This window comes from Okeania sp., from assembly GCF_035285525.1.
Taxonomy (GTDB): domain Bacteria; phylum Cyanobacteriota; class Cyanobacteriia; order Cyanobacteriales; family Microcoleaceae; genus Trichodesmium.
Map to the genome: position 1 here is coordinate 1 of NZ_JAYKGW010000195.1, position 24,371 is coordinate 24,371.

The window sequence follows — 24,371 nt, forward strand, 5'->3', positions numbered from 1 at the left end:
TTTTCTATGAGACCTAAATATCTTCCAGCACTTGTATAATAATCTGTTTGTCTTTTATCAAATTGATAATTTTCTGTAATTTCATTGGGAGTTAAATCATTTTCTAATAGTAGGGAAATTAAGTCTATTGTTCTGTCAAATTTATCTGCTTGTGGAAATGGAATATTTGCAGGTTCAGAAATTATTTTAATCTGAGTTAGTAGTAAGTCTACTTCACTTATCTGTATTTCTTCTGAAGCAATTTCATAATTTTTCTGTTCTACCAAAGTGATAGAATTATAATCTAATATATTGGCAAATTTATAAATAAAAAAGCTGAAAATATCGTTGGAGTAAGTCATTAATACTGGTACAACTTTTTTACTAATTTTATTTGACCATAATCTATAGGGATAATAGAGTTGTCTGATTAAAAAATCCTCAACTCTATAGTTTTTAACTTCCATTAAAATTAAACAATTATCAGTTTCAAAACCTCCATCTATTTCGCATTGAGAATTAGTCACATTGATTGAATATGACTGTTGCTTAATAGAATTTTCAATAGAGAAGTCAAAGGTTCCTGTAGACATTCTACCCGAAACAGTGAATTTAGTTTTTGAGTCTACTAAGTCATCAATAATACCAATATTAAATGCGCAAAGTAATGCAGAACTTTCAGAATATAAATTAGTATAATCTATGGTTTCTATTTCTTTGGGAAACTGCCAAGAAATAGTGGAAACTTCGAGATTGTATTTGACTGGTAAATGTGTATTAAATTTACCGATAATATATTGATAACGAGAAAGGGGTAGGATTGATAAATTATTATCTCTGAATATTTTTGGCAAATTAACAATATGGTCAAATTTTGCCATTAGTCTACTTTCTCGTTCCTGATTAATTTGAGATGCTTCTATTTTGAAAAAATCGTTTTTATTCACTTCATCTAATATTTGATATTTCTCAAATAGCTTTTCCCATGCCTCATCATTTTTAGTCATACTTATAGATTTATATCAACTGGAAAATTTCACCCTAAAATTTCATCAACTTTGTTTCTGATTAATTTGAGATGCTTTGACTTGGAAGAAACAATTTTTATTTTATTCACCACTTTTAATTTTTTATATCTGTGAAATAACTTTTCCTGTACAGGCTCATTTTTGCTTAAATTTAATCTTGGCTAAACCGCAAAATTTAACACTAAAATTTCATCAACTTTTCCTCTCTTCAAACCCTTAGAATTAATACTTCTTGCTGCTCTGACTATTTTGATTTTATCCTGATAATCTTTATACAAATCCATAATAAAATCTGTTCGAGAATTACTTAAAATAACCAAGCAACCTCTATCCGTTAATTCATCAAAAACTTCCTTTAATCTTTTCTGTTCATCCTTGTTAAAACCATTAATATCATACCCTGTAAAAGAGGCAGTATTAGAAACAGGATCGTAAGGAGGATCGAAATAAATAAAATCACCTTTTTTAGCATTTTCAACCGCTTCAGAAAAATCCAAATTTAATATTTCTACTTGAGACTTATTTAAATATTTACTCACAGCTTTTAAAACAGCCTCATCTAAAACATTAGGTTTTTTATATTTGCCACAAGGAACATTAAACTGACCCTGAGAATTAACTCTAAATAAACCATTATAACAAGTTTTATTCAAATAAATAATTCTAGCTGCCTTTTCTACTTTTGACAGATTATTGTATTCTTTTGGTGAACGATCTAAATTTCTAATTTCATAGAAATAATTAACAGTATTATTATTCTCTTGATGTTTTCTTAATTCTTCGATTAAATCATCCAATGAATCTCTAACTACCTGATAACAATTGATTAATTCCTGATTTTTATCACTAATAACTGCTCTGGTTGGTTGTAACTCAAACAAAAGTGCTCCTCCACCAATAAAAGGTTCATAATATGTAGATTTATTCAGAGATTTTCGGTTAATATATTTTGTTAATTCAGATAATAATTGTCTTTTACCTCCTGCCCATTTTAAAAAAGGTTTAACTATTGGATTTTTGCGCACTAAAAAATACCTCTATATTTCGTAATAAGAGAACAGGGAATAGGGAACAGGGAACAGAGACAAACAATCGAGAATTTATAGATAACAATTGATTTGACTTTTGATTTTTGGAAATATCTAAAGAGTCAGTTTGAATTGTTTAATTAAGTATAGAATTCTTGACCTGATTACTGACAGCTAATAGCTAGATTATTGCTTAATTAAAAGCTTTTATCTAATACCAAAAAACCAGAGCTGATAACTGATAACTGATAACTGACTTAAAGCCCATTTCCAATTAAAATAAATGGTGCCCAATAATAGGGGTGACTATACTCACTATTAATCATAGAAATTTGTGCCTTTTGTACTGCTGCTACTTTGCTTTCTCCATTCTTCAAAGCTCGATAAAAATCATTCATAAACTCTTGAGTACCTTGGTCATCAACTCGCCATAAAGTTGCAATACTTGCTGTGGCTCCAGCTTCTTGTATTTTATAACCAAAACCAAGTATTTCTTCACCATTTCCTAACTCTTTTCCTAAAGCAGTTTGACAAGCACTAAAAACAATTAATTCTACATCCTTTAAATTCCAATCTTCCACATCTCGTAAAGTAGCGCGATCGCCATCTCCAAATAATATAAAAGATTCTTCTGGATGACCACTTAAAAAAGCAGAATGAGTAGCAAAATGTATAATATTATAGCTATCGAATTTTGCTTCGATAGCTTCTTTAGTAAAAGCATTACCTAACAATTTATTAGTTTGAGGAAAGACATTTTGTATCTCCTCTACCTCTACTCCTGCAAAAGGCAATGATTCAAATTCAAATAGGCGTTGACCAACTTTAAAATTGTAACTTCCTTCATTTAAAGCACCTGCTAAAATTATAGGTTCAAATTTTTCTCTAGGTTCTAGTTCCATTAAACTTGCAGCAGTAATATTATTAATTTGAAACCTTTCTCCTAACCATTTTTTTCCATCATGTATTGCTGCTAAAGGAATATAACGTAATTTACCATCAGGAGCATAAAGTATCTTTTTAGCTTGAGTAATTTTTAGTTGAGCTTCCATAGGTTTAATCAACCAATTATATAATTTCAATCCTGCTTCTTTAACTCTTTTATCAGATTGATTTCTATTTGTTAGTTGCATTCTTAATTGCAGGATAGTTTGATTAAATTCTTTCTTATTTACTAAAACAGTGCGATGAAATGGAGGAGAATCAGCAGTCATTAATATTAACTCTAACCGATCTTCTAAAAGCAATGGATATAAAATTACAGTATCTTGAAGATTATTTTCTTTTAGTTCAGACTGTAACCAAAGTGCTATATCTGAACCTAGTTTTTGACTCCTAGCATTTTTCTCTAATTCTAAAACTATAGACTTGACTTCTTCACTATCCAAAAAACCTTGAATTTTTGCTAATTTCTCCTGTAAGTTATTTGGATTTTGACTATAGCTTTTAACAACTTCATCTATTAACTCAGAATACTTTTTCCAAAATATCTGTTCTGACTCTAGTAATGGAATTTCACTATATTCATATTCATCAGTTTTTAAATTTCCGGTATATTCAAATGTCTCTTGTATATGCAGTAAATCTAAAATTTGATGTGCTTCTAATGCCCGTTTTTTTTCCAGCAATAATGCAGCCAAATTCCGATATATTGTAGCAATACTTTCTACATATAAATTTTGCTCTTCTACTGGTAATTTTTGTAAATCTTTCCGAATATCTTCAGTAATATTAACTGATTGTTTATAGAAAATTATTGCCAACTCATCCTGATTTTTTCTTTCTAATAATTTACCTATATCAGCAAGAGTAATTCTCTCTCCTTCTTGGTCTCCAAGCTGTCGTTCAATAATCAAAGTATTAGTCAAAAAACTTAGAGATTCTGAATGTTTATCTGATTCTCGATGAACTCTACCAATATGATGAAGAGTATCTGAATTATTATAGTGATCGCCAATTTTTTCTTGAATAGCTAATGCTTCCTGATGATATTTTAATGCCTCAGAATATTTCCCTTGTTCTCGATAAACTACACCTATATTATCTAGAGTTTTAGCGATACCAATATTGTCTTGATTTTTCCGATTAATCTCTAAAGCTTGTTGATAAAATTCTAAAGCTTTAGGAAACTCCTTTAAATGGCTATAAATTCTTCCAATTTTATTTAAAATAATTGCTGGTTCTGGGTGATTTTCATTTAAAGTTTGCTGATAAAAATCTATAGCTTTCTCATACCAACCTAAATGTGAATAAGCTAAACCAATATTATTTAAAATAGCACTGGTATTTTCACTACTTTTCTCCTCTTGATTCTTTTCTAATGCTTGCTGATAAAACTCTAAAGCTTTCAGATGTTTACCTTGAGCATCATAAACGGCAGCAATTTTATTCAAAGTCCGAATAATTCCAAAGCGATCGCTCTGTTTATTATAAATTTCTAATGCTCCTTTAAACTTTTCTATAGCCATCTTAAATTGACCATTATTAAATTCTTTATTTGCCTGTTTTTCAAGTTCCTGCGCGTCAGTTTTTAGATGGTTTTCTGAAATAGAATAAGTTGCGTTTTTTGTCAGTTTTGCTAGTGCTTGTGAACTAATATTTACCTTTTTTTCGACCGCTATAAATGGAGGAATAATTAATAAACATAAAGTAGGTATAATCAACCTCAAATTTTTCCAAATCATCATTTTAATAACTAAATGTTTTGTATTTTATGAGTTATATTAAATCTGAATAAGTAAGTACCAGGACAGAATTAATTGTGCATTTTTTATTGCTCTGTGTTAGACCTATCAAAGGATTACAAGCAGATTTATATACAAATAATTTTGTCTACTTAACTTAGTTATTTCACAATTGTGATACAGCAAATTTCGGGCATAAATTAAGAGGTACAGGGTAAATGGTAAAAACATTGTATTACGGGAATCTTACCCGCCATAGGTGTACCTTATAACAAAGGAAGTAAGCATTCAGCACTTCAGCAATAATACCCTATATTTAAGGATAGATTTTAAGTGAACAGGACTTACGAACTGCAATGTATTTTCGTCCGATACGACGGTCGGGAAGCAATCTCAAACCCCTGTTTTTCCTACCTCATGGCTTTAGTCCTAGTTAATATAGATTTTCGAGCTGACTTTTATAGTAAAATTTTTATAGCTTAATTAATAAAGCTTTTATCACTCACTCAAAGTAATAGCTGATTGCTGAATGCTTACTAAAGGAAAGCGTTTTTGTATATAGAGCAATACAGTTTAGTTAAGCATTTTTTTTGACAGTTTTGTAGTCTGAAAACCTATATAATGCTTCCATATCTTATGAGTTTTCGTCTTAACTAAACCGTATTGATATATACAGCATCTCCCATTTTTTTGAGGTATACCTACGGGAGCAAGATGCTCCGAATAAAAACACTTAATTATCAATATTTGTACTTCAGATACTGAGAATCTGCTATAAAAAAATAGGAAATTTAACTATACAAAAGATTGCCAAATTATGTATGAGAGACAAATATTAATTATACAGCTTTCTAGTTGAGGCCGAAAATTCCGCTTCAAGGCGTACTTGGCAGTACAGTGAAAAGCACTATCAGTGTAAACATTTAGCTATTAGCAGTCAGCACTTCAGCAATTAGTAATTAATAATTAATTATGAGCTTTAGAAATAGAATTTCTACAGTAAATTTTTATTGTTTCTCAATATCCAGGCTTGTTTTACCCTCTTCACAATTAATAGCTAATAGCTAACAAATGAATGCTGAATGCTTACACTTTTTCTTCCCCATTATCAGTATCTTTAGTAATTATTTTTCCTGTTGATAGTAAGTCATCTTGAACTTCAGAAAATTTTGTACTTACTGGAGTTTCTGAAATAGATTTTTCAGTAGATATAGATTCTGCATCTAAAGATGAAATTGTTTCTTTTTCAGGTTCTGTTAAATTAGTTTTTTCTAGCCAAACATCAGATATAACAGACTCTTCTTTTCCAGTTTCATTAACTTCTTCATTAGAGCTTAATTTCTCAGTATCAGATTGAATTTCTGTAGATGTTAATTCAGGAACAGTCTTTTTACTACCTTTACTTTGAATAGCATTTTTAATATTACTCAATATGCCACTTACAGGTGTCAACAACTGAGAAAAACCACCAGCTTTTTTAGACGAACCTGTTTGTAATCCTTCAGATATTTCTGATACACTTTGAGTATCTGTTAAAACATTTTCTTCTATCATACTTTCAGTTCTATCTGCTTCAGATTCTTTTGTCATATTGCTTAAATCTGAAGTAATTTCAGGAGATAATAATTCAGACTCACTTTCTCCTAATTTAACTTCATTAACCAACTCTTCAGTAGAAATATTTTGCTCTAAATCTTCAGTAGAAATTTCTGTTGATTCAATTAAATTAGATGTAGATGTTTCCTCAGAAATAGTTGTTGATTTTTCCTGAGTATTATCTTCAGAAATGTTCTGACTTGATATTTGAGTTTGCTCTACAACTGGGGTAACTTGACGACGCAATGTTATACTTTCCCAAGCAAACCAACCTAATAAAGCTACACCTGCTACTTGACCCAATAATAACGCACCTGTAATTCTAGCAGCACAAAACCACAATACCAGGGCATAAAAAAGACCTACACCACTCCAAATAAAATCATTTTTCCGATGGACTTCTGGAAAGAAAAAGGCCACCATGTATAAAGCTAAACTACCAAAACCAACAGCTAAGGCCAGTATATTTGTAAGCATAAGTTTTATGTACTCCTATCATTTTTTCCTATATCGGGTCATTTTATCGTTCATTGACATTCTCTCAACTTTAGACTTGAGGAACAATGCCAGATTTCTCAACTACGCCATGTCCTACTACTTTTCCCATAGTGAAATACAATGTCTAATATATGTTAATTAAAATTTGCTGAATAAAGTCTTTTTTTTGAATTAAGAAATAGGGAGTAAGGAATAATTAAGAGTTAAGATAAATAGCAGTTATACAGAAGGCGATCATTAATAATAGTTAGAGTAATTTTTCTGCCATAGTTACTTCAAAATGCTTACTTTTTCAGCTCGCTTCTACGCAAAATATGGTATTTTTACGGTTCCCGATAAATCAAAACCTAAAAAGGCTAAAAGCTTTATCTTTTAATATTTTTAGATTTAATTATGGCTGGCTAATTATATCGTGAGTTTAATCACTTTTCTAACTAATTTCAAATCACAGACTATTGCTAGGATTTTCTCGTATAATGTTAAGTATTAGAAAAGCATCAACATAAAAGGAGAGTGTGAAATGTGGGAAAAATTTTTGTTAGCTGCTGCTGTTACCTTCTCTTTGCATATCTTTGCAGGTATAGACTTATCTGATATTAAGTCACCTATTTCTTCAGATAGTAAAGCTCCAACTTTATCATATTTTGAAGAAAATTTATCATATTTTAATATGACAAATAAATATCAAAACTTTTATGAACAAATAATGCAATTTTGATTCAATAGTTATAAATTTTTCATCAATAAATTATAATAAATGTCTTGGAGATATTATTAATATTGTTAATAGGCATAACTCCTTGCCTAGTTTCTTTATGGATTTTCCACAAGTTTGAAGCCAGAACTCTAGAAAAACTTAACTCAGTCAGATTAGCTGTTAACTATAGAGAAATAACAGTTACATCTAGTCAAATAGAACAACAATATATAAAAGGAGTAGGATATATTATAGGAGACTTAACTTGTAAGTTTAATGCTAGAACTTCTCAAATTCGTTGTGCTGTTAATCCTCTAGGTCCATGTAAAAATTGTTGTGATTATCAGTCAATAGATATTGAGTAATATGGTTTCACAGCAGTCAAAAGTTAAAAGTTAAAAGTAAGATTATAGTGGTTTAAAACTTTGAAGCTATTGTAATTTTAGGAAATTATTTCAGATTATTTACGGTGTTCTGAAAAAAGCAAATTTTAGGGTAATGCGCAATTTTGAAAGTGTGGAAAAACAGAGAAATTAAAAAAAATAATTGTTCCTTTATTTTTCTACCATACTGAGAAAAAAAGGCTAACTTTTTGAACATGATTAGCTCAAACAAGCGCACTTTTTTATACCCTAAAAATACTCAAATATTTAGGGTTTCTGAAAAAGTTTTTTATTTCAAGGTAGGAGCCAGAATCCAGCAATCCTGAAATCCGGGAAGAATAAGAATCATAGAAGAGGTAGCCAGAAGAATCTTACTCTAATTTTTTACCCCTCGAAATTCCCAAAATCCTAGATTTTTAAGCTGGAATCACCTAAAAGCTGGTACTTTATTAGTATCTATAAAATGCTGAAAGTTTTCCTAGTAAAAACTTTGATAAATAATTCAGCCAGCCCTATTTATCTATAAAATGGTTTGATAAATAATTCAGCAAATCCTATTTAGACTTTTGCAAATATTCTAATCCTAAAAATATAGCTGCGATAGTTCCACAAACACTTATATCTCCCATTAAAACTCTCTGAATAACTTCAGCAATGGGTATTAAAATTACTTCAATTTCTTCTGTAACATCAAGCTCTTGTTCTTCAGATTTAATGACATTTTCAGCAATAAATAAATGAATAGAATTAGTATCTTTAACTGGATTATCATATAGACTTGCCAATTTAATTAACTTCTCAGCAACATATCCAGTTTCTTCAGTAAGTTCTCTACTAGCAGCTACTTCAGCAACTTCTATTTTAGGATTAAAAGAACCTGCGGGTAACTCTAATAAAACTTGACCAACTCCATGTCTATATTGACGGACAAAAACAATTTCTTGTTCAACAGTTACAGGAAAAACCAGAGCAATATCTGGTCTCACATTAATAAAGAAATCATCTATAATTTTGCCATTCGGTAATTTAACTTCATCCTGTCTTACTTGACACCATTTATTATTAATTACTAACCTAGATTGTAAAATTTTCCATTTTTTTAAATCAGTCATTTCAGTTATCAGTTATCAATACCTCCTACTTAAGGTTTTATGAAAAAGTATTTTTTTAGGTAGAGAAGTTGTATTCAGCCTCCATCAAATCAGTTATAAGTTCACAGTATCTTCTACTTAATATTTTCTAAAAAAGTATTTTTTTTAGTTAGGTAAGTTGTACTCAACCTCGATAAAAATTCACTAGGAAAAAGAAATTATAGAAGAGTATTTTAATATTTTATCCCTTGATTTTTCGGGAATAAATTATTCTAGTTTTTTCGAGTTTAGCAAACAAAAATTGTGTTATACTAAATCCGGTTATCAAAAGCTACTTTTCCAAATCATTTTCAACCCTTCTGCTTTCTGCTTTACTCTTCTAATCAACCTCATATTTAAACCTGATTTATCAGTACATTAGGCAAAATTAATTACCTAATTTTATCCCTAAATTTAGAGAGAATATAGAGTTTTAATTTTAGATGCAGAGATCGACTATAATTCATCAACCAGCACTACTTAGGGTTTGCTAAAAAAGTCTTTTTTAAGGAAATCCGGTGATAGGGTAATAGGGTGATAGGGAATAAATTTTTTTGCCCAACTATGCGCCCAAAATGCTCTCTTTTTTTTTATTTTTAACCGATTTCTCACCGAACCTTACCGTGCATAAATAGCTTAAACAAGCAGAATTTTTTACACTCTAAAAAGGCTAAATTTTTTATCTGTAAACGTTTTTATGTCTAATCAGCAAGCACTACTTTAACTTAGGGTTTTCTCAAAAAAGCAAAGTGTGAATAAGCATAGGAAAACAAACAAAATAGAAGGAAAAGTTGTTCCTTTATTTTTCTGCCATAGTCGCCCCAAAATACTGACTTTTTAAAGTTTTAGACTGAAACAGGCGCACTTTATTTCAACCCTAAAAAGGTAAGCATTTCCTGCGGAATGCTGAATCCTTACCTAAAAAGATTAAAGTCTTTATTCAGATTAAAAAGCTGTAAAAAAAATCTTAACTGAACTATATTTATCAATAAACTAATCTACCTTTCTTGTTTCCTCTTCCTTCTTTTTTCCTGCCTACTCCCTACTCCACTAAATTAAAAATTTAACCACTGTATTACCATCTTTGGTGCAGGCAATAAAATTATTACCAATAAACCCAACATTAACAATCCCAAAAAGTCACGTTTATCATCTAATTCACTAACATCATTAAGAGCAGGTTCATCAGCAAGAGGAAGTAAAAATAAAAAGATTGCTAAAAATAAAAATTCCGGATTTATTAAAGCTAATACTAATAACAAAAAACGGGAAATTTGACCAATAACCATACCAGTACGTTGCCCAAACATCGCGTGTACAATATGACCACCATCAAGTTGCCCAATAGGCATTAAATTATATGCAGTAAATACTACACCTATATAACCTGCCACTGCAACTGGATGTAAATCTATACCTTTATTAGCAGTTAATTCCGCACCTAATGCCAACTTACTTAATACAGCCAATAAAAAAGAAAAAGTTGGATTTAATGAATCAATAGATAACATTCCTGAACTTTCCGATAAAGGAACTATATCAGAGTGAAATAAACCCCAAATTAATAATGGTATCGTAACTACAAATCCAGCTATCGGACCCGCTATACTAACATCAAATAAAGATTTACGATTAGGTACAGGACTTTGCATTCTAATAAATGCACCAAAAGTTCCTAAGAAAAACGGTATGGGAATAAAATATGGTAAACTACTATGAATTTTGTATAATTGAGCTGTTATATAATGACCTAATTCATGGCATCCTAAAATCAAAATCAAAGCAATGGCATAAGGCAAACCTTGAATTAACAAACTAGGGTTATATTGGATGGCTTTTTCAGAAATACCAACTATTTCTCTCGCCCCTACCAATGTAGTAGTAAATAAAGTTATTAATAATAACCCTAAAGCCAAGATTATTGGTCTTTTATATTCCTCATACTCTTGACTTTGAGTATTGCTAGAATGTGGATTAGGAACTAAAGCAAAAAAAGGCTTACCTTGAAAACTATTTTGAAATACTACTAAAAAGCGATCGCCAAATTTTCCTTTGACATTTTCTCGTACTGTTTGATAAGCTTCTTCTGGATTCGAGCGTAACTGACCTCGACAAATAACCGCTTGAGGTCTATACTCTAAATTTCGTAGATAGTAAACTGTCCAAGGAAAACAATTTCGTAGATTTATTTCCTCAGTTTTGTCTATTGCCAGTTTTGGTACAGTTTGGTTGATAGTTTCACTAGGGTCAATTTCTGGTTTACTCTGAGAATTACTATTTTCTGTTTTTGATTTATCTAACTCACTAGGAGTATAACGTCCCCATTGCAGTAATAACCAATACAAATAAGGACAAAAAATAAAGGGGATAATAACTAATCCTAGTGGCGGTTGCTTTTCACCATAAACAAAAGTCCAAGTCGTCCAGATTAAAGCTGGTGTCATCATAATCAGCCATAATATCCAAATAGGAGTGCGAGTAATTTTACTTACACTACGCTGCAACATATAATATGTAATTAACCCTAATAAAATTAATAAAAAAAGCATAATAGTTTACTGATTTTTGTCCATTTCTAATTAAATTAAGTGTAAGTCTAATTAAGTTAAGAATACTGCCTTGACACAACAGCCTTCTGTATCGAAACTTCCCCATCCCCAATGTATCCTAGAAAATATTTTTGCTTTTGCACCAAATCGGGATACTCTAGGAGGAACCTCCTATTTTATTGTAGAGAATCAGACCAACATTCTGATTGATTGTCCTGCTGATCATGAAACAAATCAAAAATTTATCATGGCACAGGGAGGAGTCAAATGGTTGTATATCACCCATCGTACTGCTATTGGCAAAGCCAAGGAGTTTCAAACAGCCTTCAAATGTGATATTCTCATCCAAGAACAAGAGGCTTATTTATTACCTGGACTAAAAGTAACAACTTTTGAGCATGAGTTTAATTTAAGTCCACATACTCATGTTTTTTGGACTCCTGGTCATTCTCCGGGTTCATCTTGTCTGTATTATTCCCGAAATCGAGGAGTATTATTTACAGGTCGTCATTTATTGCCGAATAGTCAAGGGGAACCTGTTCCGTTGCGTATAGCTAAAACTTTCCATTGGTCTAGACAACTTCAAAGTGTTAGATTCTTGATAGATAAATTTTCTACAGAAAATTTACAGTATATTTGCCCTGGTGCTAATACTGGTGCCCTGAGAGGTAAGCGAGTAATTGACTCAGCTTATGATAGGTTGGCATATTTAGATTTAGAGAATTTTAAATTTAAGTCATTATTCTGATTTACTTAACTATAGCAATCCTATTTAATTCCTATACAAAATTTTATTACTTTTAGGAAATGCTTAACTAGGAAAAGGTGAGGATTTCAGTTTTTTTATATCAATCCTAAATAGGTTGTAATATTTTTTTGATTTATAGTTTTTCCTGACAAATAATTTCATATTAATGCTTAAACATTGTCGTTATTTATAATAGATAAATTATTGGGCACTTCTCAATTTTCAAGAAAGCTAAAAAACTTTTTCAGCAAACCCTAATTACAACAGAGTAATGACTATAAAATTGATAATTATACTGCCAGTCCAAGATACTTCTACTGCCTTGCTTGAACCAAAATCATAATCTACCACCAATATTTTTGGTCAAAATAATGGCGATTTTAACTTAATAAAATCTATTTTGGCATAATTATTGTGGAATTTCAATTTAAGGATAAATTTTTTTGAGAACTTAGTTCCCTCAATTGGTAAAATAAGACTTAGCAATTAAGAATTAAAGATTACAATAGCCTATGACAACTGTTACTACTTATCCTAATGCCCCAGATTTATCTCCTGATGATTATTTAGTTGTTGGTTTAGCAACTTGCTTTGTTAAAGAAGATGGAGAAGTTTATCAAGTAAAAATTGTTGAACCAATACCCTCAGCAGCTCTCGAAGCTATTGTTAAAGGAATACCAACCTCTTATGAAATAGCTTGTGGGACAACTTTGGGTAAAGTATTATCTGGAGAAACACCAATACTACCTACAGATTTTCCTCCAGAAGCTCAATTTTCTGATAATTTTGCAGATAGAGCGATCGCTGCTACTCGCACATATAAAATTCATCCAGAAGCTGAGTCTTTAATTCCTCTAGGAAGTTATTATGATCAACTAAATTATTCTTTAGAACGTAAGCGAATATTAAATGCCGAAAATATTGTCAGTTCAGAAGACAATGTGAAGCAACACGAATATACTCACAAAGTTCTTTAATTATAAAATTATTTAGCTTTCAGCTATCAATTTCAGCTATTGTTTTTAGTTGGATTGGAGACAACCACTTTATTAATTCGGTTATCTCTAAATCTAAATATATAATTCAGCTCAAAAAAATATAATATATTTATCTAAACCTTTCCCTTAGGGTTGATATATTATTACTAATATGGCAATCCTAAATAGTTGGTGATATTTTATCGTATGATTTTGGTATCCCAAGCAGAACAAAAGTTGAATTTAAAAAAACAAACCAGTTTTTCATCAAGTTTATTTCGGAATAATGACAACTTTCAAACGATCAAATTTTGGCATCTCAATAATCTTATTTGTTAGGTTTATAGATCGTAACAACCAGTGCTATAAATCACTTATGATTTAGTTAGTATATCTGACAGCTAATAGCTATGTCGCAATACTCTGAAAAAATGCTTACCTTGTTGAAATAATTTTTTTTATTAAGTAAGAATTAGCAAAAATTACAGTCATCTAAAATTAGGTATTTAATTATGATAAAACTTTATGGTGGCGCTCGTAGTCGAGCCTCAATTATTCATTGGTATCTTGAAGAAATAGAAGCTAGCTACGAATTTATCACTCTTGATATGCAGTCAGAAGAACATCTCAAAGCAGATTTTTTAAATATTAATCCAATGGGAAAAGTACCTGCTATTGTAGATGAAGAATTTAAACTTTGGGAGTCTGGCGCTATTTTATTATATTTAGCTGAAAAATATGGTAAAATGCCTGATTCTTTAGAAAAGAAAGCCGAAATTTTTCAGTGGGTATTATTTGGTAATGCTACTCTCGGACCGGGAATTTTTATGGAAGCAACTCGCGAAAAAGAAACTCCCCGTTTATTAACTCCATTGAATAAAATTTTCGAGAATCAACCTTATTTAATGAGTGAAGAATTAAATGTAGCAGATGTAGCAGTAGGTTCAATTTTAGCCTATATTCCGATGATGTTAAAATTGGATTTAACTTCTTATCCTGCTGTTTTAGAATATATTAAACGAATTTCTGAAAGACCAGCTTTTCAAAAGACAATTGCTAATCCTTCTAAATAATTAATAATGAATAATGGATAATTAATAATTACCTCTGATCAAAACTGAGAGGATGAGAATAAAGTACAGAAATTTTACCAAAAGAAAGAGGTATAAAGCCTCCCGTCTTAAGCAAGGAGATGAAAAAAATTAACTCAGTATTCAGTATTTCAAGTCTCCAAATTTAGCCAGATGTTTACTCTCTACTGATAACTGAACTGAAATGACTTCTTTTCTTTTCTATTTTTAAAAGCAGAGACTTTGAATCTGTGATGATTTAATTATCAATTATCAACCTATCCCACTATTCTAAAAATACTTATTTATTTGAGTAAAATTTACCAGAAAAGCTTGATTTCTTGTTTTTAGTCATCACAATACTGATTAAACTTTTTAGCAAAAACATTATTAGACATCTTCAGAAAAGAGGGAACGCTTAACTGGGAACGCTTAACTGGGAACGCTTAACTGGGAAGAATAATTGATAATTTCTGGATCGGAATTGATTTTAATTTTTATTTATGGAAAGGTCTATTAGTAGGACAGCTTAAATTATTAGAGTTGTTTGGAAATAAAAAATTAAAATGCTAAAAAGCTTACTATATAAAGCTTTCAGGATTTTAGAGACAAATGTCGCTATAAACCTTTACCGATAGGGGTTTTAGCCATTTTTTGGACTGAGTTCCCAACAACTCTATTAATTATTAATTATTAATTATTAATTATCTACATAGCTATCAGCTTCCCAAATTATCATTTTAGCAATATTGCTAATAATAGAATAATTTAGAATGGAAGCTAATAGCCATATTTAGAGAATTTATTTTTATCTGAAACCTACTGCTGCTTGCCAAACAAAAGCTAGCAACAAGAAGAAAACAGGAATTACTGGTAAAACATCAACTAACGGATCAAAAATTGAATAAGCTTCAGGCAACTTTGCCAATAACATTGCTAATTCCATAAAATCAACCTACCTTTTTCCACAAAAAAATTTTATGATATTAAGTATATCTTAAAGATGAGCCATTAACATAAAAGTTTATCTACTCAATTCTAAACTCTCAACTAATAAAAATATTGGCCTTGCTAAATGCGACGATATATTTTTGAGGGACAAAAATATCTTAAAACTTGAAATAGTGAATTAAATGCTTAAGCATTTATACTAACTAGGAATAATACAAAATCTTGGGACTTAATCAAGCTAAAATGTATACCATTAATTTGGACGGAATATTGAATAAAGTAAAAAATGTCTAAGCAAGAACCAAATCAGTGGTTGAAGTGGATATGTTCAAGTCAAAATTTTGATGAATTAGTTCAAAACTATGACCAATGGGCAGATATATATGAAACAGATATTGAGGAAGTATGGAAACCAGTACCTTAAAGTTGGGAATTTACTTTAATAATGCACAATGTAACAATATTGGGAGCTGGAAAAATTGGATCGGCGATCGCCAAGCTCTTACATTACAGTGAGGATTATACCATACTGGTTGGTGATAGAGAACCTCAAGCTTTAGAAAACTTAACAGCATCTTGGCCAGTCAATACTTTTGTTATAGATGTGACTGATGAAACTGCTTTGACAAAAAAACTAGAAGGCCAAGATTGCGTTGTCTCTGCTTGTTCCTATGAGGTAAATCCTATTATTGCCCGTGCTGCTGCTCAAGCTGGAGTTAGTTATTTTGACCTAACTGAAGATGTAGAAACTACCAATGCAGTTCGCTCTATTGCGGAAACAACTTCTAATAATTCTATTTTTGTACCCCAATGTGGACTAGCTCCTGGTTTTATCGGTATCCTTGCCCATCACTTGTGTAGTAATTTTGACAAACTTGATGCAGTAAAAATGCGTGTGGGTGCTTTGCCCCAATACCCATCTAATATGATGATGTACAACCTCACCTGGTCTACAAAAGGTCTAATTAATGAATACTGTAATCCTGGAGAAGCTATTCTTAATGGTTGTAAAATTGAAGCATTACCTTTAGAAGAAGTAGAGCATTTTTCTGTAGATGGAGTAAATTACGAAGCATTTAATACTTCAGGTGGTTTAGGAACTCTTTGCGAAACTCTTGAAGGCCAAGTTCAGACCCTTAACTATAAGACGATCCGTTATCCTGGTCATCAATATCTAATAAAATTTTTAACCAATGAATTAGGTTTAAGCGATCGCCGGGAACTGCTGGAAGAAATATTGGAAAATTCTATCCCTATTACTAAGCAAGATGTGGTAATTATCTTTTGTACAGTAACTGGTTGGAAAAATGGTCATCTTCAGCAAATTAGTGATGTCCGCAAAATTTATCCCCTTAATTTGTATGGAGAAAACTGGAGTTCTATCCAGCTTACAACTGCTTCCTCTCTTTGTGCTGTATTAGATATGTATCTTAATGGAAAAATTACCCACAGTGGTTTCCTTAAACAAGAGGATATTAGCTTAGATACCTTCCTGAACAATCGTTTTGGTTGTTACTATGCCCAGAAAGATAGAAATCTAGTAGCTCCTGGTATATAATTAATTTTGACCTAAAAATTTGGGTAGTTCGGCCTCCTAATTTTCATAGAATAAAAAAAGAAGATTCTGTGGGATATTGATAACTGAAATGAACTATATACAAAAATCCTATTTGTATTGTGAAAATATCGTCCTATCTACCTTGATTTATAAATCTCGATTTTGACTGCCTTTTTTACCAGAGTCTAACCAAATCGAAATCGAAATCCAAGCCAATACCAAAACTAAAGCAACTATACCAAATTCTGCCACCCAACTGACTAATTTTTCCAGAGGTACAACTTGTCCCACAAAAAAGGATAAACTTACCATTGTTAATGCCCAAATAGTTGCACCCGCAAAATTACATAATAAGAATTTCCAATAAGGCATTTGAGCTATGCCAGCGAAAGGTCCAGCAAAAATTCGTAACAAAGTAACAAACCTACCAAAGAATACTGCCTGAGCTGCATTTTTACTAAACTGATTTTTCACATCTATCAGTTTTGTTTCCTGAACCCGAAATATTTTACCTAACCGCAACATCAATGGCCAACCGCCATACTTGCCAACCAAATATCCACAACTATCTCCAAATACAGCACCCATAATAGCACAACTCAATACATATTTATAAGTCAATTCTCCATTACCAGCCAGAAATCCACCTACAAGTGTTATGGTCTCTCCAGGTAAAGGGATGCCTGCATTTTCTAAGGCTATTCCTAAAAAAACAGCTAAATAACCATATTTATGGGCTATAAACTGAATTGTTTCTAAGGATACAAACTCTAAAGACATTAGACGTTAAACTATAAACATAATCAATAAATTTATCATTTTTTATATTTTACTATCAGGTTAAGTGCTTAAACAGAATTAATTGTGTATTAACTTTATTACTATATCAAGTTTAGAGACGAAATGATATACAAATAATTTTGCATTACTACTTAGTTTAATCTCTCAGGAACTTCTTTATTAGTTCAATCATCTTTATCTAAAGGAGATATCTTGGGGATACGAAAATCTCATACAATTTTGACAAAGCTACCCGACCAATTCTATATAGAAGTTCCTATATTGAGGTTAGGGGAAGTTTTGAGCTTTTCTAACAATAAAAGAAAAAAGTTATCAAAAGAATAAGGGAAATGCTAATGATTTTAGATTAGATAAATAAATAGACATCTCCAAAAATAAAAAGTAAAATCAATTCTTCCCTGTTCCCAGTTAAGTGTTCCCTCTTTGATATGGAGATATCTAATGAGTAGGAGAATTTTTGGGTTGAGATTCTGTGGTATTAATTTTCAGTTTCACAAAATATTAGAAAATTTATTACCTTTAAATTTCCTACTTAAACAAAAGGAAAACTTAACTATTAACACTTTGGCAATCAAACAATATGTGTAACTAATTTTCGCTGACTAACTTAGATTTCTGGAATAACATCAAAAATTTTTGATGTTATGTTAATTAGGGTTTGCTGATTGATCGGGAACCGTAAAAGTCTTTTAGTAGCAGGGAAAAGCCAGAATCCAGCAATCAATCCAGCCATCCAGCAATCCAGAAGGAATAAGAATAACAGAAGAGGTGGTCAGAAAAGTTATCCCTTGATTTACGGTTCCCGAAAAATCAGCTAATTATGCTAGAAAATCCTAGACTTTTTAGCTTTCAAGACTGAAAAGCTGGTACTTTTGACCTACCTAAAAATCCTAAAAGGTTTATCTGTAAATGCTTTTATCAATAATTCAGCCAGCTCTAATTAGAATCTAGAAACTATTTGTCATACTGTCATACTCCCGATTTTTTTTACTTTACGGCAAACAAAAAAAGTAAACTTCTTCTTTTCAATTAATGGTGATACCTATGAAAATTCTTGATAATAATAACTATCTTATTTTTACCCCCCAACACTCCTTAAACTTAGCTGAAGCAGATAAGATGAAGAATAAATTTATATCTCTTCTAGGAAAAGGATGTAATCTTTGGATTATTGATATGAAAAATGTTCAATTTATCGATAGTTCTGGTTTAAGCGCATTAATTATTGGTTTCAAGATAGCTCGTGAACATGGTTATCGTTTAGTTATTTGTAACTTGAGTCCCACAGTTAAGTTAGCTTTTGAGATTACTCAGTTAGATAGAGTTTTTCAAATTTTCAATAATCTTGATGATGTTTTTTCGGAGTATGAGTTAGAATTAGCAACAGCTTAGTTAATCACTTACTTAACTTTTAGCTAATTACAGAAATTAGCACACTGATAAAATACAAAAATTATTGCTTTTTAATAGTAATAATTCTGCAAATAATAAAAAAGAAAATAACTAGCTAACTAACTAACTAACTAACTAACTAACTAACTAACTAACTAACTAACTAACTAACTAACTAACTAACTAACTAACTAACTAACTAACTAACTAACTAACTAACTAACTGTAAGTTCAGTAATTTGAGAGATAATTAGGACTAAAGCCATGAACGCTATTGGTAGGGTGCGTTTGGCGTTCCGCAAAGCTCGGCTTTATATGTCGTCGGCTCAAGCGCCGAAACGCTACGCGGCGACATATAAAGCGCACAAGGCACAAAGCACCAATACTCCATATATAGTGCCTCCCGTGTAAGTCCTGATAATATTTTTAGATAATCAGCTCAGATGCTAATTTTAATGCCAACCGAGCTGATTTTATGCTTTGTAATTAATCAAATCAGTATTTTCTGGAAATTAATTAAAACTATCGAAATACCATTTTCAATTCTGAACTTTATACTTAATATTGACAGAGAAATATTTACTATAACTCTGACCAGAAGTAATCATTCATCTATCAGCTACGAGTTATAAACTCACTTTTATACTGAAGGAGAAATTAGCCTAATAGCGATAATTAAAATTTAGTGTTTGCCTAACATTCCGCAGAACAGAAAAAGACCATGAGCTAGCTTTAGTAAATTATTTTCAAAAGCTGAATGCTAACAACCAAAGTCAAAGTCAAAAACTTTTTTGTACATTTCTCTATCAAATTTATTACCTATTTCTTATTCCCGACTTGATAAAAAAAATCTATGAATTTTCCACCATATTTGCTAAAATTAAGCATTGCCAAATGTGGGCATTTTCACAGAAGAATTAGATTGACTAGAGCCAAAAGCAGGTAAGTCCAGACCAGTTGCTCGACGATTTTTAACTGCTAAACGATAACTAACACTTTGTAACTCTGCATGAAGTTGACGGTTTTCTTTCTGCAACATTTCAACTTTTTCTAATACTTCAGCAAGTCGCTCAGAAAATTTCTGACGATAAACTTCTGGTAATTCTTGTACCACTTGTTCCAACATTTGGGAGCGGTCTGTTAATTCTTGTACAGAATGACGGAGATTATATATTTCTGCATCTCGTTCAGAAATTTGTTCTTGATAAAAAGTTACTTGTTTTTCAACATCGTTTAGCTGTTCCTTTAAACTTTGCATTTGAGACTGGAAACGTTCAGGAACAGTAGATGTTGGTACAATACTTGTATTTCCCTTAACTAAACGAAAAAGTTCTTGAGACAATTGTTGAATTAATTGGTCTCGCATTTGTAATTCTTCATTCAGACGATACACTTCAACTTGAAGTTGTTGGGAATTTAACTTTTGCATCTGATTCACTTTAGTTCTGCTCCTACCTAATTGTTGAGTAATTTCTTAATATGTTGTAAATTTAAAAATACTGTAGCCTTTCTGATTATAATTATAGATTACTGGCAGTGAAAAGAGCTAGACCTCGCCCTGACTTATTAAATCTCAAAGTATTCATAAATAAATATATTAGATTTTACTACAGTCTGATTTATCCGGAACCGTAAAAGTATCAACTTTGGGGATGCTCTGGTACGGTTCCCGAAAAATCAAAAATTGAGCATTTTAGGCTAACTAAGACAGAAAAATTAAGGAACTATTTTTTCAACCACCTCCTTGGTGATTCTCCTAAATTTTCACTCTTAACTACTCTCGACTGCTTATCTAAACAAAAAGATTTTACTCAGCCAACTCTAGATTCAATTCCTAATGTGAATTTGATTTTTTAGTAGTTTATTATAGTAGTGCTAGACAAACTTTAACAAAACTAGGAGAGAGGACAAGATGCTTTTAGCTCTTTGAGTTAAGCCAAAACCTTAATACTTACCTAGAACCCGGGCTAATATAGGAAATTTTGTCAGAGCAAAAAACAATTATTAGGAAAATAAACCCGGTTTCTTGTCTACTAGCTAAGTAAGTCCTAAGTCTTAAAGTTTAAGATACTACTATTCTACCGAAGCTAATGCTGGTTCTGATGATTCTTGACTATCTGTTTGAGCAGTTTTAGGTACTCCCTGTTTCACCGTCAAGTAGCGAATAACTTCTTCACTTAAACGCATTGCCCTTTCCAGAACTGCTATTTGATGAGGTGGACCTTGATAGTTCATCTGGATATATGTACCTTCACGATGATTATCAATCTCATAAGCTAAACGACGCTTACCACGATGTTGAATATCTAGATCATAAGCACCTTGTTCCTGTAATATATCTTTATATTTTGTAATTGTCTGCTCTACTTGCTCATCAGTCAGATCAGGACGCAAGATATACATTGTTTCGTAAATGAATGGTCTCATAGAAATAATCTCCTTTTGGACTATGTGGCTTCTGCTAAAATTTAAGATTTAGAAGAAGCAAGGACATTTAACCTTACCAAATTTTTGCCAAAAATCCTAGTGCTAATATCAAAAATTTTTAGCGGACTTGCATATAAACAGCATCAGAGATAGTTGGTATTTCTGCGTAACGTCCCATTGCTGACTGAACTACTGTATAGATAAATGAGGCCAAAATTCCTAAAAATATCATACTAGAAAGAGTTTCCAGAACAAATATTCCTAAAACCCCTCCCAGTGTTGATAAAATCAGACCACACAAAATCAAAACAATGTCTAACAAAATTGCCTGCATGGTATTAAAACGAATAAAATGAGATATGTTATCATTTCTCACTACCAGTAAAAACAGAGCAAAGAAAACAATTAACCCAAAAAAAGGTATACCTTGGTAAATCTGTAACAAAGGTGTAAGAGGAATAAAAATTAGTTGTAGGGGAGGAAACTGTTGAAATAAGTATCTCCCATATACTAATCCATCTAGTAAAGGTAATAGGTAAGGTAAACTAGCAAAAATTCGGTCGGGAATCGTTGTGGAACCGCGCCAAGTCATTATAAAGTTCTCCTAAATTTAGTGATATATAAATAAATACACTTATAGATTTAGGATAGCGCATTGATAGATATATTATAGTGTCAAAATAGTTAGTCCAACTTGAAGATTTAGTCCTTAATAACTCTCAGAAAGCTCCAAATTTTGATTTATTAAATCAAACAAAAAGATTTTTCTGTATAGTAATGGTATGAAATAAAAAAAGAATATTCGGCACAGAAGTAAAACCGTTTAACTAAAGTGCTTTCAAACAAAACACTGCTAAACAATTCACCACCATTACTATGCAAGAGTACCATAAAAAGAAATTATTCTACACTGGCAATACGGAAACCCATTTGACATTCATATTGATCTGGTTGAGTATCTGTTAACTTAGGAACTGGATGACCACAACGTAGTCGATCGCCTGTCCAACGAGGTTGACCACTTTGATCTGCTAATAAACAACTTTGACAAACTCTTTGAGGAGCAATAAGTTGATTTTCCATTAAAATAACTAACATTACTATACCTCCAGGAATATCTCATCTCGTATCTATATTTTAAGCTGAGACTATTGTCGAAATAAGGAAATTGCTACAGAATTTAATACTTAGGAAAGATTTTATAATCAAATATTAGATTGATTTGTATTACTTCTTACTTTCTTCCTACTAAAGATTACCTTTTATGTAATTAGGGTTTGCTGAAAAACTCTGTTGGTGAAGGTATAAAATAGGTATGGGGGAAATAGGCAATAGTTCTATATGTTAACTTTCTAGATTTTTGTAAGTTGTCTGAGTAAAAATCCAGAGTTTTAAAGATTAATTTAGTAACTTTTTGGCACTTTAGGTTAGTCTTCAAACAAGATATAGGCAGAAAAATTATCCCTTGATTTTTCTGATTTCTCGGGAACCGTGTACCTTCTTTATAACTCTATATTCCTCTTAAGTCTTAACTACTCTATGCTCCTTACTCCCTGTATTGCCAAAAATACTTTTTCAGCAAACCCTAATTAATAAGTAATACCAGCATCTTTCATTCTTTGTAATGCTTCATAAATTCTTTCTTCTTCTACTGTTAATGCTATGCGAAAAAAACCTTCTCCAAATGCACCATATCCATTTCCAGGAGGTACAATAATACCACATTTTTCTAGTAAAAGAGTGACAAATTCTTGGGATGTATAATTTTGGGGAACCGGAACCCATACATATAAACTGGCTAAAGTTGGTTTAATCGGAAAACCCAAAGATTGCAAACCTTTAATCAGAATATCTCTTCTTTTTTGATAAACTGCTACTAAACTCTGTAAGTCTTCTTCAGTAGTAGAAAAAGCAGCGATCGCCGCTTTTTGAATTGCTTTAAATACTCCAGAATCTACATTAGATTTAACTTGACTTAAACCTAAAATTCCTAAACTATTTCCTACTACAAAACCAATACGCCATCCTGTCATATTGTAGGATTTAGATAAACTATGAAATTCAATTGCTATATCTTTCGCCCCAGGAACTTGTAAAATACTAGGAGGTTTATAACCATCATAAGCCATTTCCGAATAAGCATTGTCGTGGCATAATAATATATCATAATGCCGACAAAAATCTACCAATTCTTGAAAAAATTCTAAAGTAGCTATAGCACCCGTAGGATTATTAGGATAATTAACCCATAATAACTTAGCTTTTTCAGCTACCTCTGGAGGAATAGTTTTGATGTTTGGTAAAAATCCATTTTCTGCCCTAAGCTCCATTGGGTAAGGTTGACCCTCAGCAAAAATTGTTGAAGTACGATAAACTGGATAGCCAGGGTCAGGAATTATGGTATAATCTCCTGGATTGACAAAGGCTAAAAAAGTATTGTGAATGGACTCTTTAGAACCTATTGAAGAAATTACTTCTGTTTCTGGGTTTAAATCATTAATACCAAACCTACGTTTCATCCAATCTGCTGCTGCTTGTCTATATTCTTTTAGACCTTTGTAGGGGGGGTAATGGTGATTTGTTGAGTCTTGAATTGCCTCATACATTGCCTCAAGAATGTGATTGGGTGTAGGCTGGTCTGGGTCTCCTATCCCCAAATTGATAATATCAACTCCTCTTTCTATTAATTCATTTCGTTTATGTTCAATTTTAGTAAATAGATAAGGTGGTATTTTTTCTAGTCTTTTGGCAAGCTGCATTATCTAGGAATCCTTTTTTTTAGTTGTAAGATTTTGGAGGTAGTTAGGAGTTATGAGTCATAATCTTAATGGTTTTATCTGAAAATAAACTATAGCAATCCTATTTGGTTCATGTC

Annotated in this window: 21 protein-coding genes; 8 read left to right on the plus strand and 13 right to left on the minus strand. The window is 31.5% G+C overall.

Annotation, left to right across the window (positions count from 1 at the left end; genetic code table 11):
• From VKJ25_RS18870 to VKJ25_RS18885, 4 genes are all read right to left on the minus strand, one after another.
• Positions 1-986 (minus strand): type II restriction enzyme (locus VKJ25_RS18870; protein WP_324238184.1); only part of this gene is annotated, 986 nt, incomplete at its 3' end.
• Between the two features lie 182 nt (positions 987-1,168).
• Entirely contained in the window at positions 1,169-2,032 is an 864-nt protein-coding gene (locus tag VKJ25_RS18875; RefSeq protein WP_324238185.1) for a DNA adenine methylase, read from the minus strand.
• Between the two features lie 260 nt (positions 2,033-2,292).
• Positions 2,293-4,722 (minus strand): CHAT domain-containing protein, encoded by a 2,430-nt coding sequence (locus VKJ25_RS18880; RefSeq protein ID WP_324238186.1) that lies wholly within the window; start codon positions 4,720-4,722, stop codon positions 2,293-2,295.
• Positions 4,723-5,805: 1,083 nt separating this feature from the next.
• Entirely contained in the window at positions 5,806-6,792 is a 987-nt protein-coding gene (locus VKJ25_RS18885; protein ID WP_324238187.1) for a Ycf66 family protein, read from the minus strand.
• Positions 6,793-7,333: 541 nt separating this feature from the next.
• Between VKJ25_RS18885 and VKJ25_RS18890 the strand changes: the two genes are divergently transcribed.
• Positions 7,334-7,531, plus strand: a complete 198-nt coding sequence (locus VKJ25_RS18890) for a hypothetical protein (protein ID WP_324238188.1) — start codon at positions 7,334-7,336, stop codon at positions 7,529-7,531.
• Between the two features lie 44 nt (positions 7,532-7,575).
• Positions 7,576-7,875: a DUF6464 family protein gene (locus VKJ25_RS18895; protein ID WP_324238189.1), complete on the plus strand. Its 300-nt coding sequence runs from the start codon at positions 7,576-7,578 to the stop codon at positions 7,873-7,875.
• A 572-nt stretch (positions 7,876-8,447) separates the two neighbouring features.
• Here the strand turns inward: VKJ25_RS18895 and VKJ25_RS18900 are convergent.
• Together VKJ25_RS18900 and VKJ25_RS18905 are read right to left on the minus strand one after the other, a co-directional pair.
• Positions 8,448-9,005: an NUDIX hydrolase gene (locus VKJ25_RS18900; RefSeq protein ID WP_324238190.1), complete on the minus strand. Its 558-nt coding sequence runs from the start codon at positions 9,003-9,005 to the stop codon at positions 8,448-8,450.
• A 1,073-nt stretch (positions 9,006-10,078) separates the two neighbouring features.
• A complete protein-coding gene (locus VKJ25_RS18905; RefSeq protein ID WP_324238191.1) occupies positions 10,079-11,572 on the minus strand; it encodes a site-2 protease family protein in 1,494 nt (497 codons plus the stop codon).
• A 70-nt stretch (positions 11,573-11,642) separates the two neighbouring features.
• Between VKJ25_RS18905 and VKJ25_RS18910 the strand changes: the two genes are divergently transcribed.
• The 3 genes from VKJ25_RS18910 to VKJ25_RS18920 all read left to right on the plus strand — a co-directional run bounded on the left by VKJ25_RS18910 (position 11,643) and on the right by VKJ25_RS18920 (position 14,370).
• Positions 11,643-12,320, plus strand: coding sequence for an MBL fold metallo-hydrolase (locus VKJ25_RS18910; protein WP_324238192.1), 678 nt, complete (start codon positions 11,643-11,645; stop codon positions 12,318-12,320).
• Between the two features lie 512 nt (positions 12,321-12,832).
• Entirely contained in the window at positions 12,833-13,297 is a 465-nt protein-coding gene (locus VKJ25_RS18915) for a hypothetical protein (RefSeq protein ID WP_324238193.1), read from the plus strand.
• A 512-nt stretch (positions 13,298-13,809) separates the two neighbouring features.
• Positions 13,810-14,370, plus strand: coding sequence for a glutathione S-transferase family protein (locus tag VKJ25_RS18920; RefSeq protein ID WP_324238194.1), 561 nt, complete (start codon positions 13,810-13,812; stop codon positions 14,368-14,370).
• A gap of 805 nt (positions 14,371-15,175) precedes the next feature.
• Here the strand turns inward: VKJ25_RS18920 and VKJ25_RS18925 are convergent.
• Positions 15,176-15,313 (minus strand): photosystem II reaction center protein K, encoded by a 138-nt coding sequence (locus VKJ25_RS18925; RefSeq protein ID WP_324238195.1) that lies wholly within the window; start codon positions 15,311-15,313, stop codon positions 15,176-15,178.
• A gap of 291 nt (positions 15,314-15,604) precedes the next feature.
• Here VKJ25_RS18925 and VKJ25_RS18930 point away from each other — a divergent pair, with 291 nt between their 5' ends.
• Entirely contained in the window at positions 15,605-15,742 is a 138-nt protein-coding gene (locus VKJ25_RS18930) for a hypothetical protein (protein ID WP_324238196.1), read from the plus strand.
• A gap of 21 nt (positions 15,743-15,763) precedes the next feature.
• The gene (locus tag VKJ25_RS18935; RefSeq protein ID WP_324238197.1) at positions 15,764-16,876 is read left to right on the plus strand and encodes a saccharopine dehydrogenase family protein; all 1,113 of its coding nucleotides are present in this window, start codon (positions 15,764-15,766) and stop codon (positions 16,874-16,876) included.
• Between the two features lie 147 nt (positions 16,877-17,023).
• On the opposite strand, the gene VKJ25_RS18940 is transcribed toward VKJ25_RS18935, so the two are convergent.
• Positions 17,024-17,656, minus strand: a complete 633-nt coding sequence (locus tag VKJ25_RS18940; RefSeq protein ID WP_324238198.1) for a DedA family protein — start codon at positions 17,654-17,656, stop codon at positions 17,024-17,026.
• Between the two features lie 1,065 nt (positions 17,657-18,721).
• Between VKJ25_RS18940 and VKJ25_RS18945 the strand changes: the two genes are divergently transcribed.
• Positions 18,722-19,069 carry an STAS domain-containing protein gene (locus VKJ25_RS18945; protein WP_324238199.1) on the plus strand — a complete coding sequence of 116 codons (348 nt, stop codon included), beginning with the start codon at positions 18,722-18,724 and terminating at the stop codon, positions 19,067-19,069.
• A gap of 880 nt (positions 19,070-19,949) precedes the next feature.
• Here VKJ25_RS18945 and VKJ25_RS18950 read toward each other — a convergent pair.
• From VKJ25_RS18950 to VKJ25_RS18970, 5 genes are all read right to left on the minus strand, one after another.
• The gene (locus VKJ25_RS18950) at positions 19,950-20,507 is read right to left on the minus strand and encodes an Npun_F5560 family protein (RefSeq protein WP_375340350.1); all 558 of its coding nucleotides are present in this window, start codon (positions 20,505-20,507) and stop codon (positions 19,950-19,952) included.
• Positions 20,508-21,142: 635 nt separating this feature from the next.
• The gene (gene rpsF, locus VKJ25_RS18955) at positions 21,143-21,496 is read right to left on the minus strand and encodes a 30S ribosomal protein S6 (protein WP_324238200.1); all 354 of its coding nucleotides are present in this window, start codon (positions 21,494-21,496) and stop codon (positions 21,143-21,145) included.
• A 118-nt stretch (positions 21,497-21,614) separates the two neighbouring features.
• Positions 21,615-22,088, minus strand: coding sequence for a Tic20 family protein (locus tag VKJ25_RS18960; protein ID WP_324238201.1), 474 nt, complete (start codon positions 22,086-22,088; stop codon positions 21,615-21,617).
• A gap of 308 nt (positions 22,089-22,396) precedes the next feature.
• Complete coding sequence (locus VKJ25_RS18965; protein ID WP_324238202.1) at positions 22,397-22,594, minus strand: hypothetical protein; 198 nt, start codon at positions 22,592-22,594, stop codon at positions 22,397-22,399.
• A 491-nt stretch (positions 22,595-23,085) separates the two neighbouring features.
• Entirely contained in the window at positions 23,086-24,255 is a 1,170-nt protein-coding gene (locus VKJ25_RS18970; protein ID WP_324238203.1) for a pyridoxal phosphate-dependent aminotransferase, read from the minus strand.
• Positions 24,256-24,371 lie beyond the last annotated feature (116 nt).

Excerpts from the sequence above, each read along its gene's own strand:
- VKJ25_RS18920 (WP_324238194.1), top strand. The coding sequence starts at position 13,810 with ATGATAAAACTTTATGGTGGCGCTCGTAGTCGAGCCTCAATTATTCAT.
- VKJ25_RS18905 (WP_324238191.1), bottom strand. The coding sequence starts at position 11,572 with ATGCTTTTTTTATTAATTTTATTAGGGTTAATTACATATTATATGTTG.
- VKJ25_RS18935 (WP_324238197.1), top strand. The coding sequence starts at position 15,764 with ATGCACAATGTAACAATATTGGGAGCTGGAAAAATTGGATCGGCGATC.
- VKJ25_RS18970 (WP_324238203.1), bottom strand. The coding sequence starts at position 24,255 with ATGCAGCTTGCCAAAAGACTAGAAAAAATACCACCTTATCTATTTACT.
- VKJ25_RS18960 (WP_324238201.1), bottom strand. The coding sequence starts at position 22,088 with ATGACTTGGCGCGGTTCCACAACGATTCCCGACCGAATTTTTGCTAGT.
- VKJ25_RS18930 (WP_324238196.1), top strand. The coding sequence starts at position 15,605 with ATGTCTAAGCAAGAACCAAATCAGTGGTTGAAGTGGATATGTTCAAGT.
- VKJ25_RS18880 (WP_324238186.1), bottom strand. The coding sequence starts at position 4,722 with ATGATGATTTGGAAAAATTTGAGGTTGATTATACCTACTTTATGTTTA.
- VKJ25_RS18915 (WP_324238193.1), top strand. The coding sequence starts at position 12,833 with ATGACAACTGTTACTACTTATCCTAATGCCCCAGATTTATCTCCTGAT.
- VKJ25_RS18945 (WP_324238199.1), top strand. The coding sequence starts at position 18,722 with ATGAAAATTCTTGATAATAATAACTATCTTATTTTTACCCCCCAACAC.
- rpsF (WP_324238200.1), bottom strand. The coding sequence starts at position 21,496 with ATGAGACCATTCATTTACGAAACAATGTATATCTTGCGTCCTGATCTG.
- VKJ25_RS18965 (WP_324238202.1), bottom strand. The coding sequence starts at position 22,594 with ATGTTAGTTATTTTAATGGAAAATCAACTTATTGCTCCTCAAAGAGTT.
- VKJ25_RS18900 (WP_324238190.1), bottom strand. The coding sequence starts at position 9,005 with ATGACTGATTTAAAAAAATGGAAAATTTTACAATCTAGGTTAGTAATT.
- VKJ25_RS18940 (WP_324238198.1), bottom strand. The coding sequence starts at position 17,656 with ATGTCTTTAGAGTTTGTATCCTTAGAAACAATTCAGTTTATAGCCCAT.
- VKJ25_RS18925 (WP_324238195.1), bottom strand. The coding sequence starts at position 15,313 with ATGGAATTAGCAATGTTATTGGCAAAGTTGCCTGAAGCTTATTCAATT.
- VKJ25_RS18890 (WP_324238188.1), top strand. The coding sequence starts at position 7,334 with ATGTGGGAAAAATTTTTGTTAGCTGCTGCTGTTACCTTCTCTTTGCAT.
- VKJ25_RS18885 (WP_324238187.1), bottom strand. The coding sequence starts at position 6,792 with ATGCTTACAAATATACTGGCCTTAGCTGTTGGTTTTGGTAGTTTAGCT.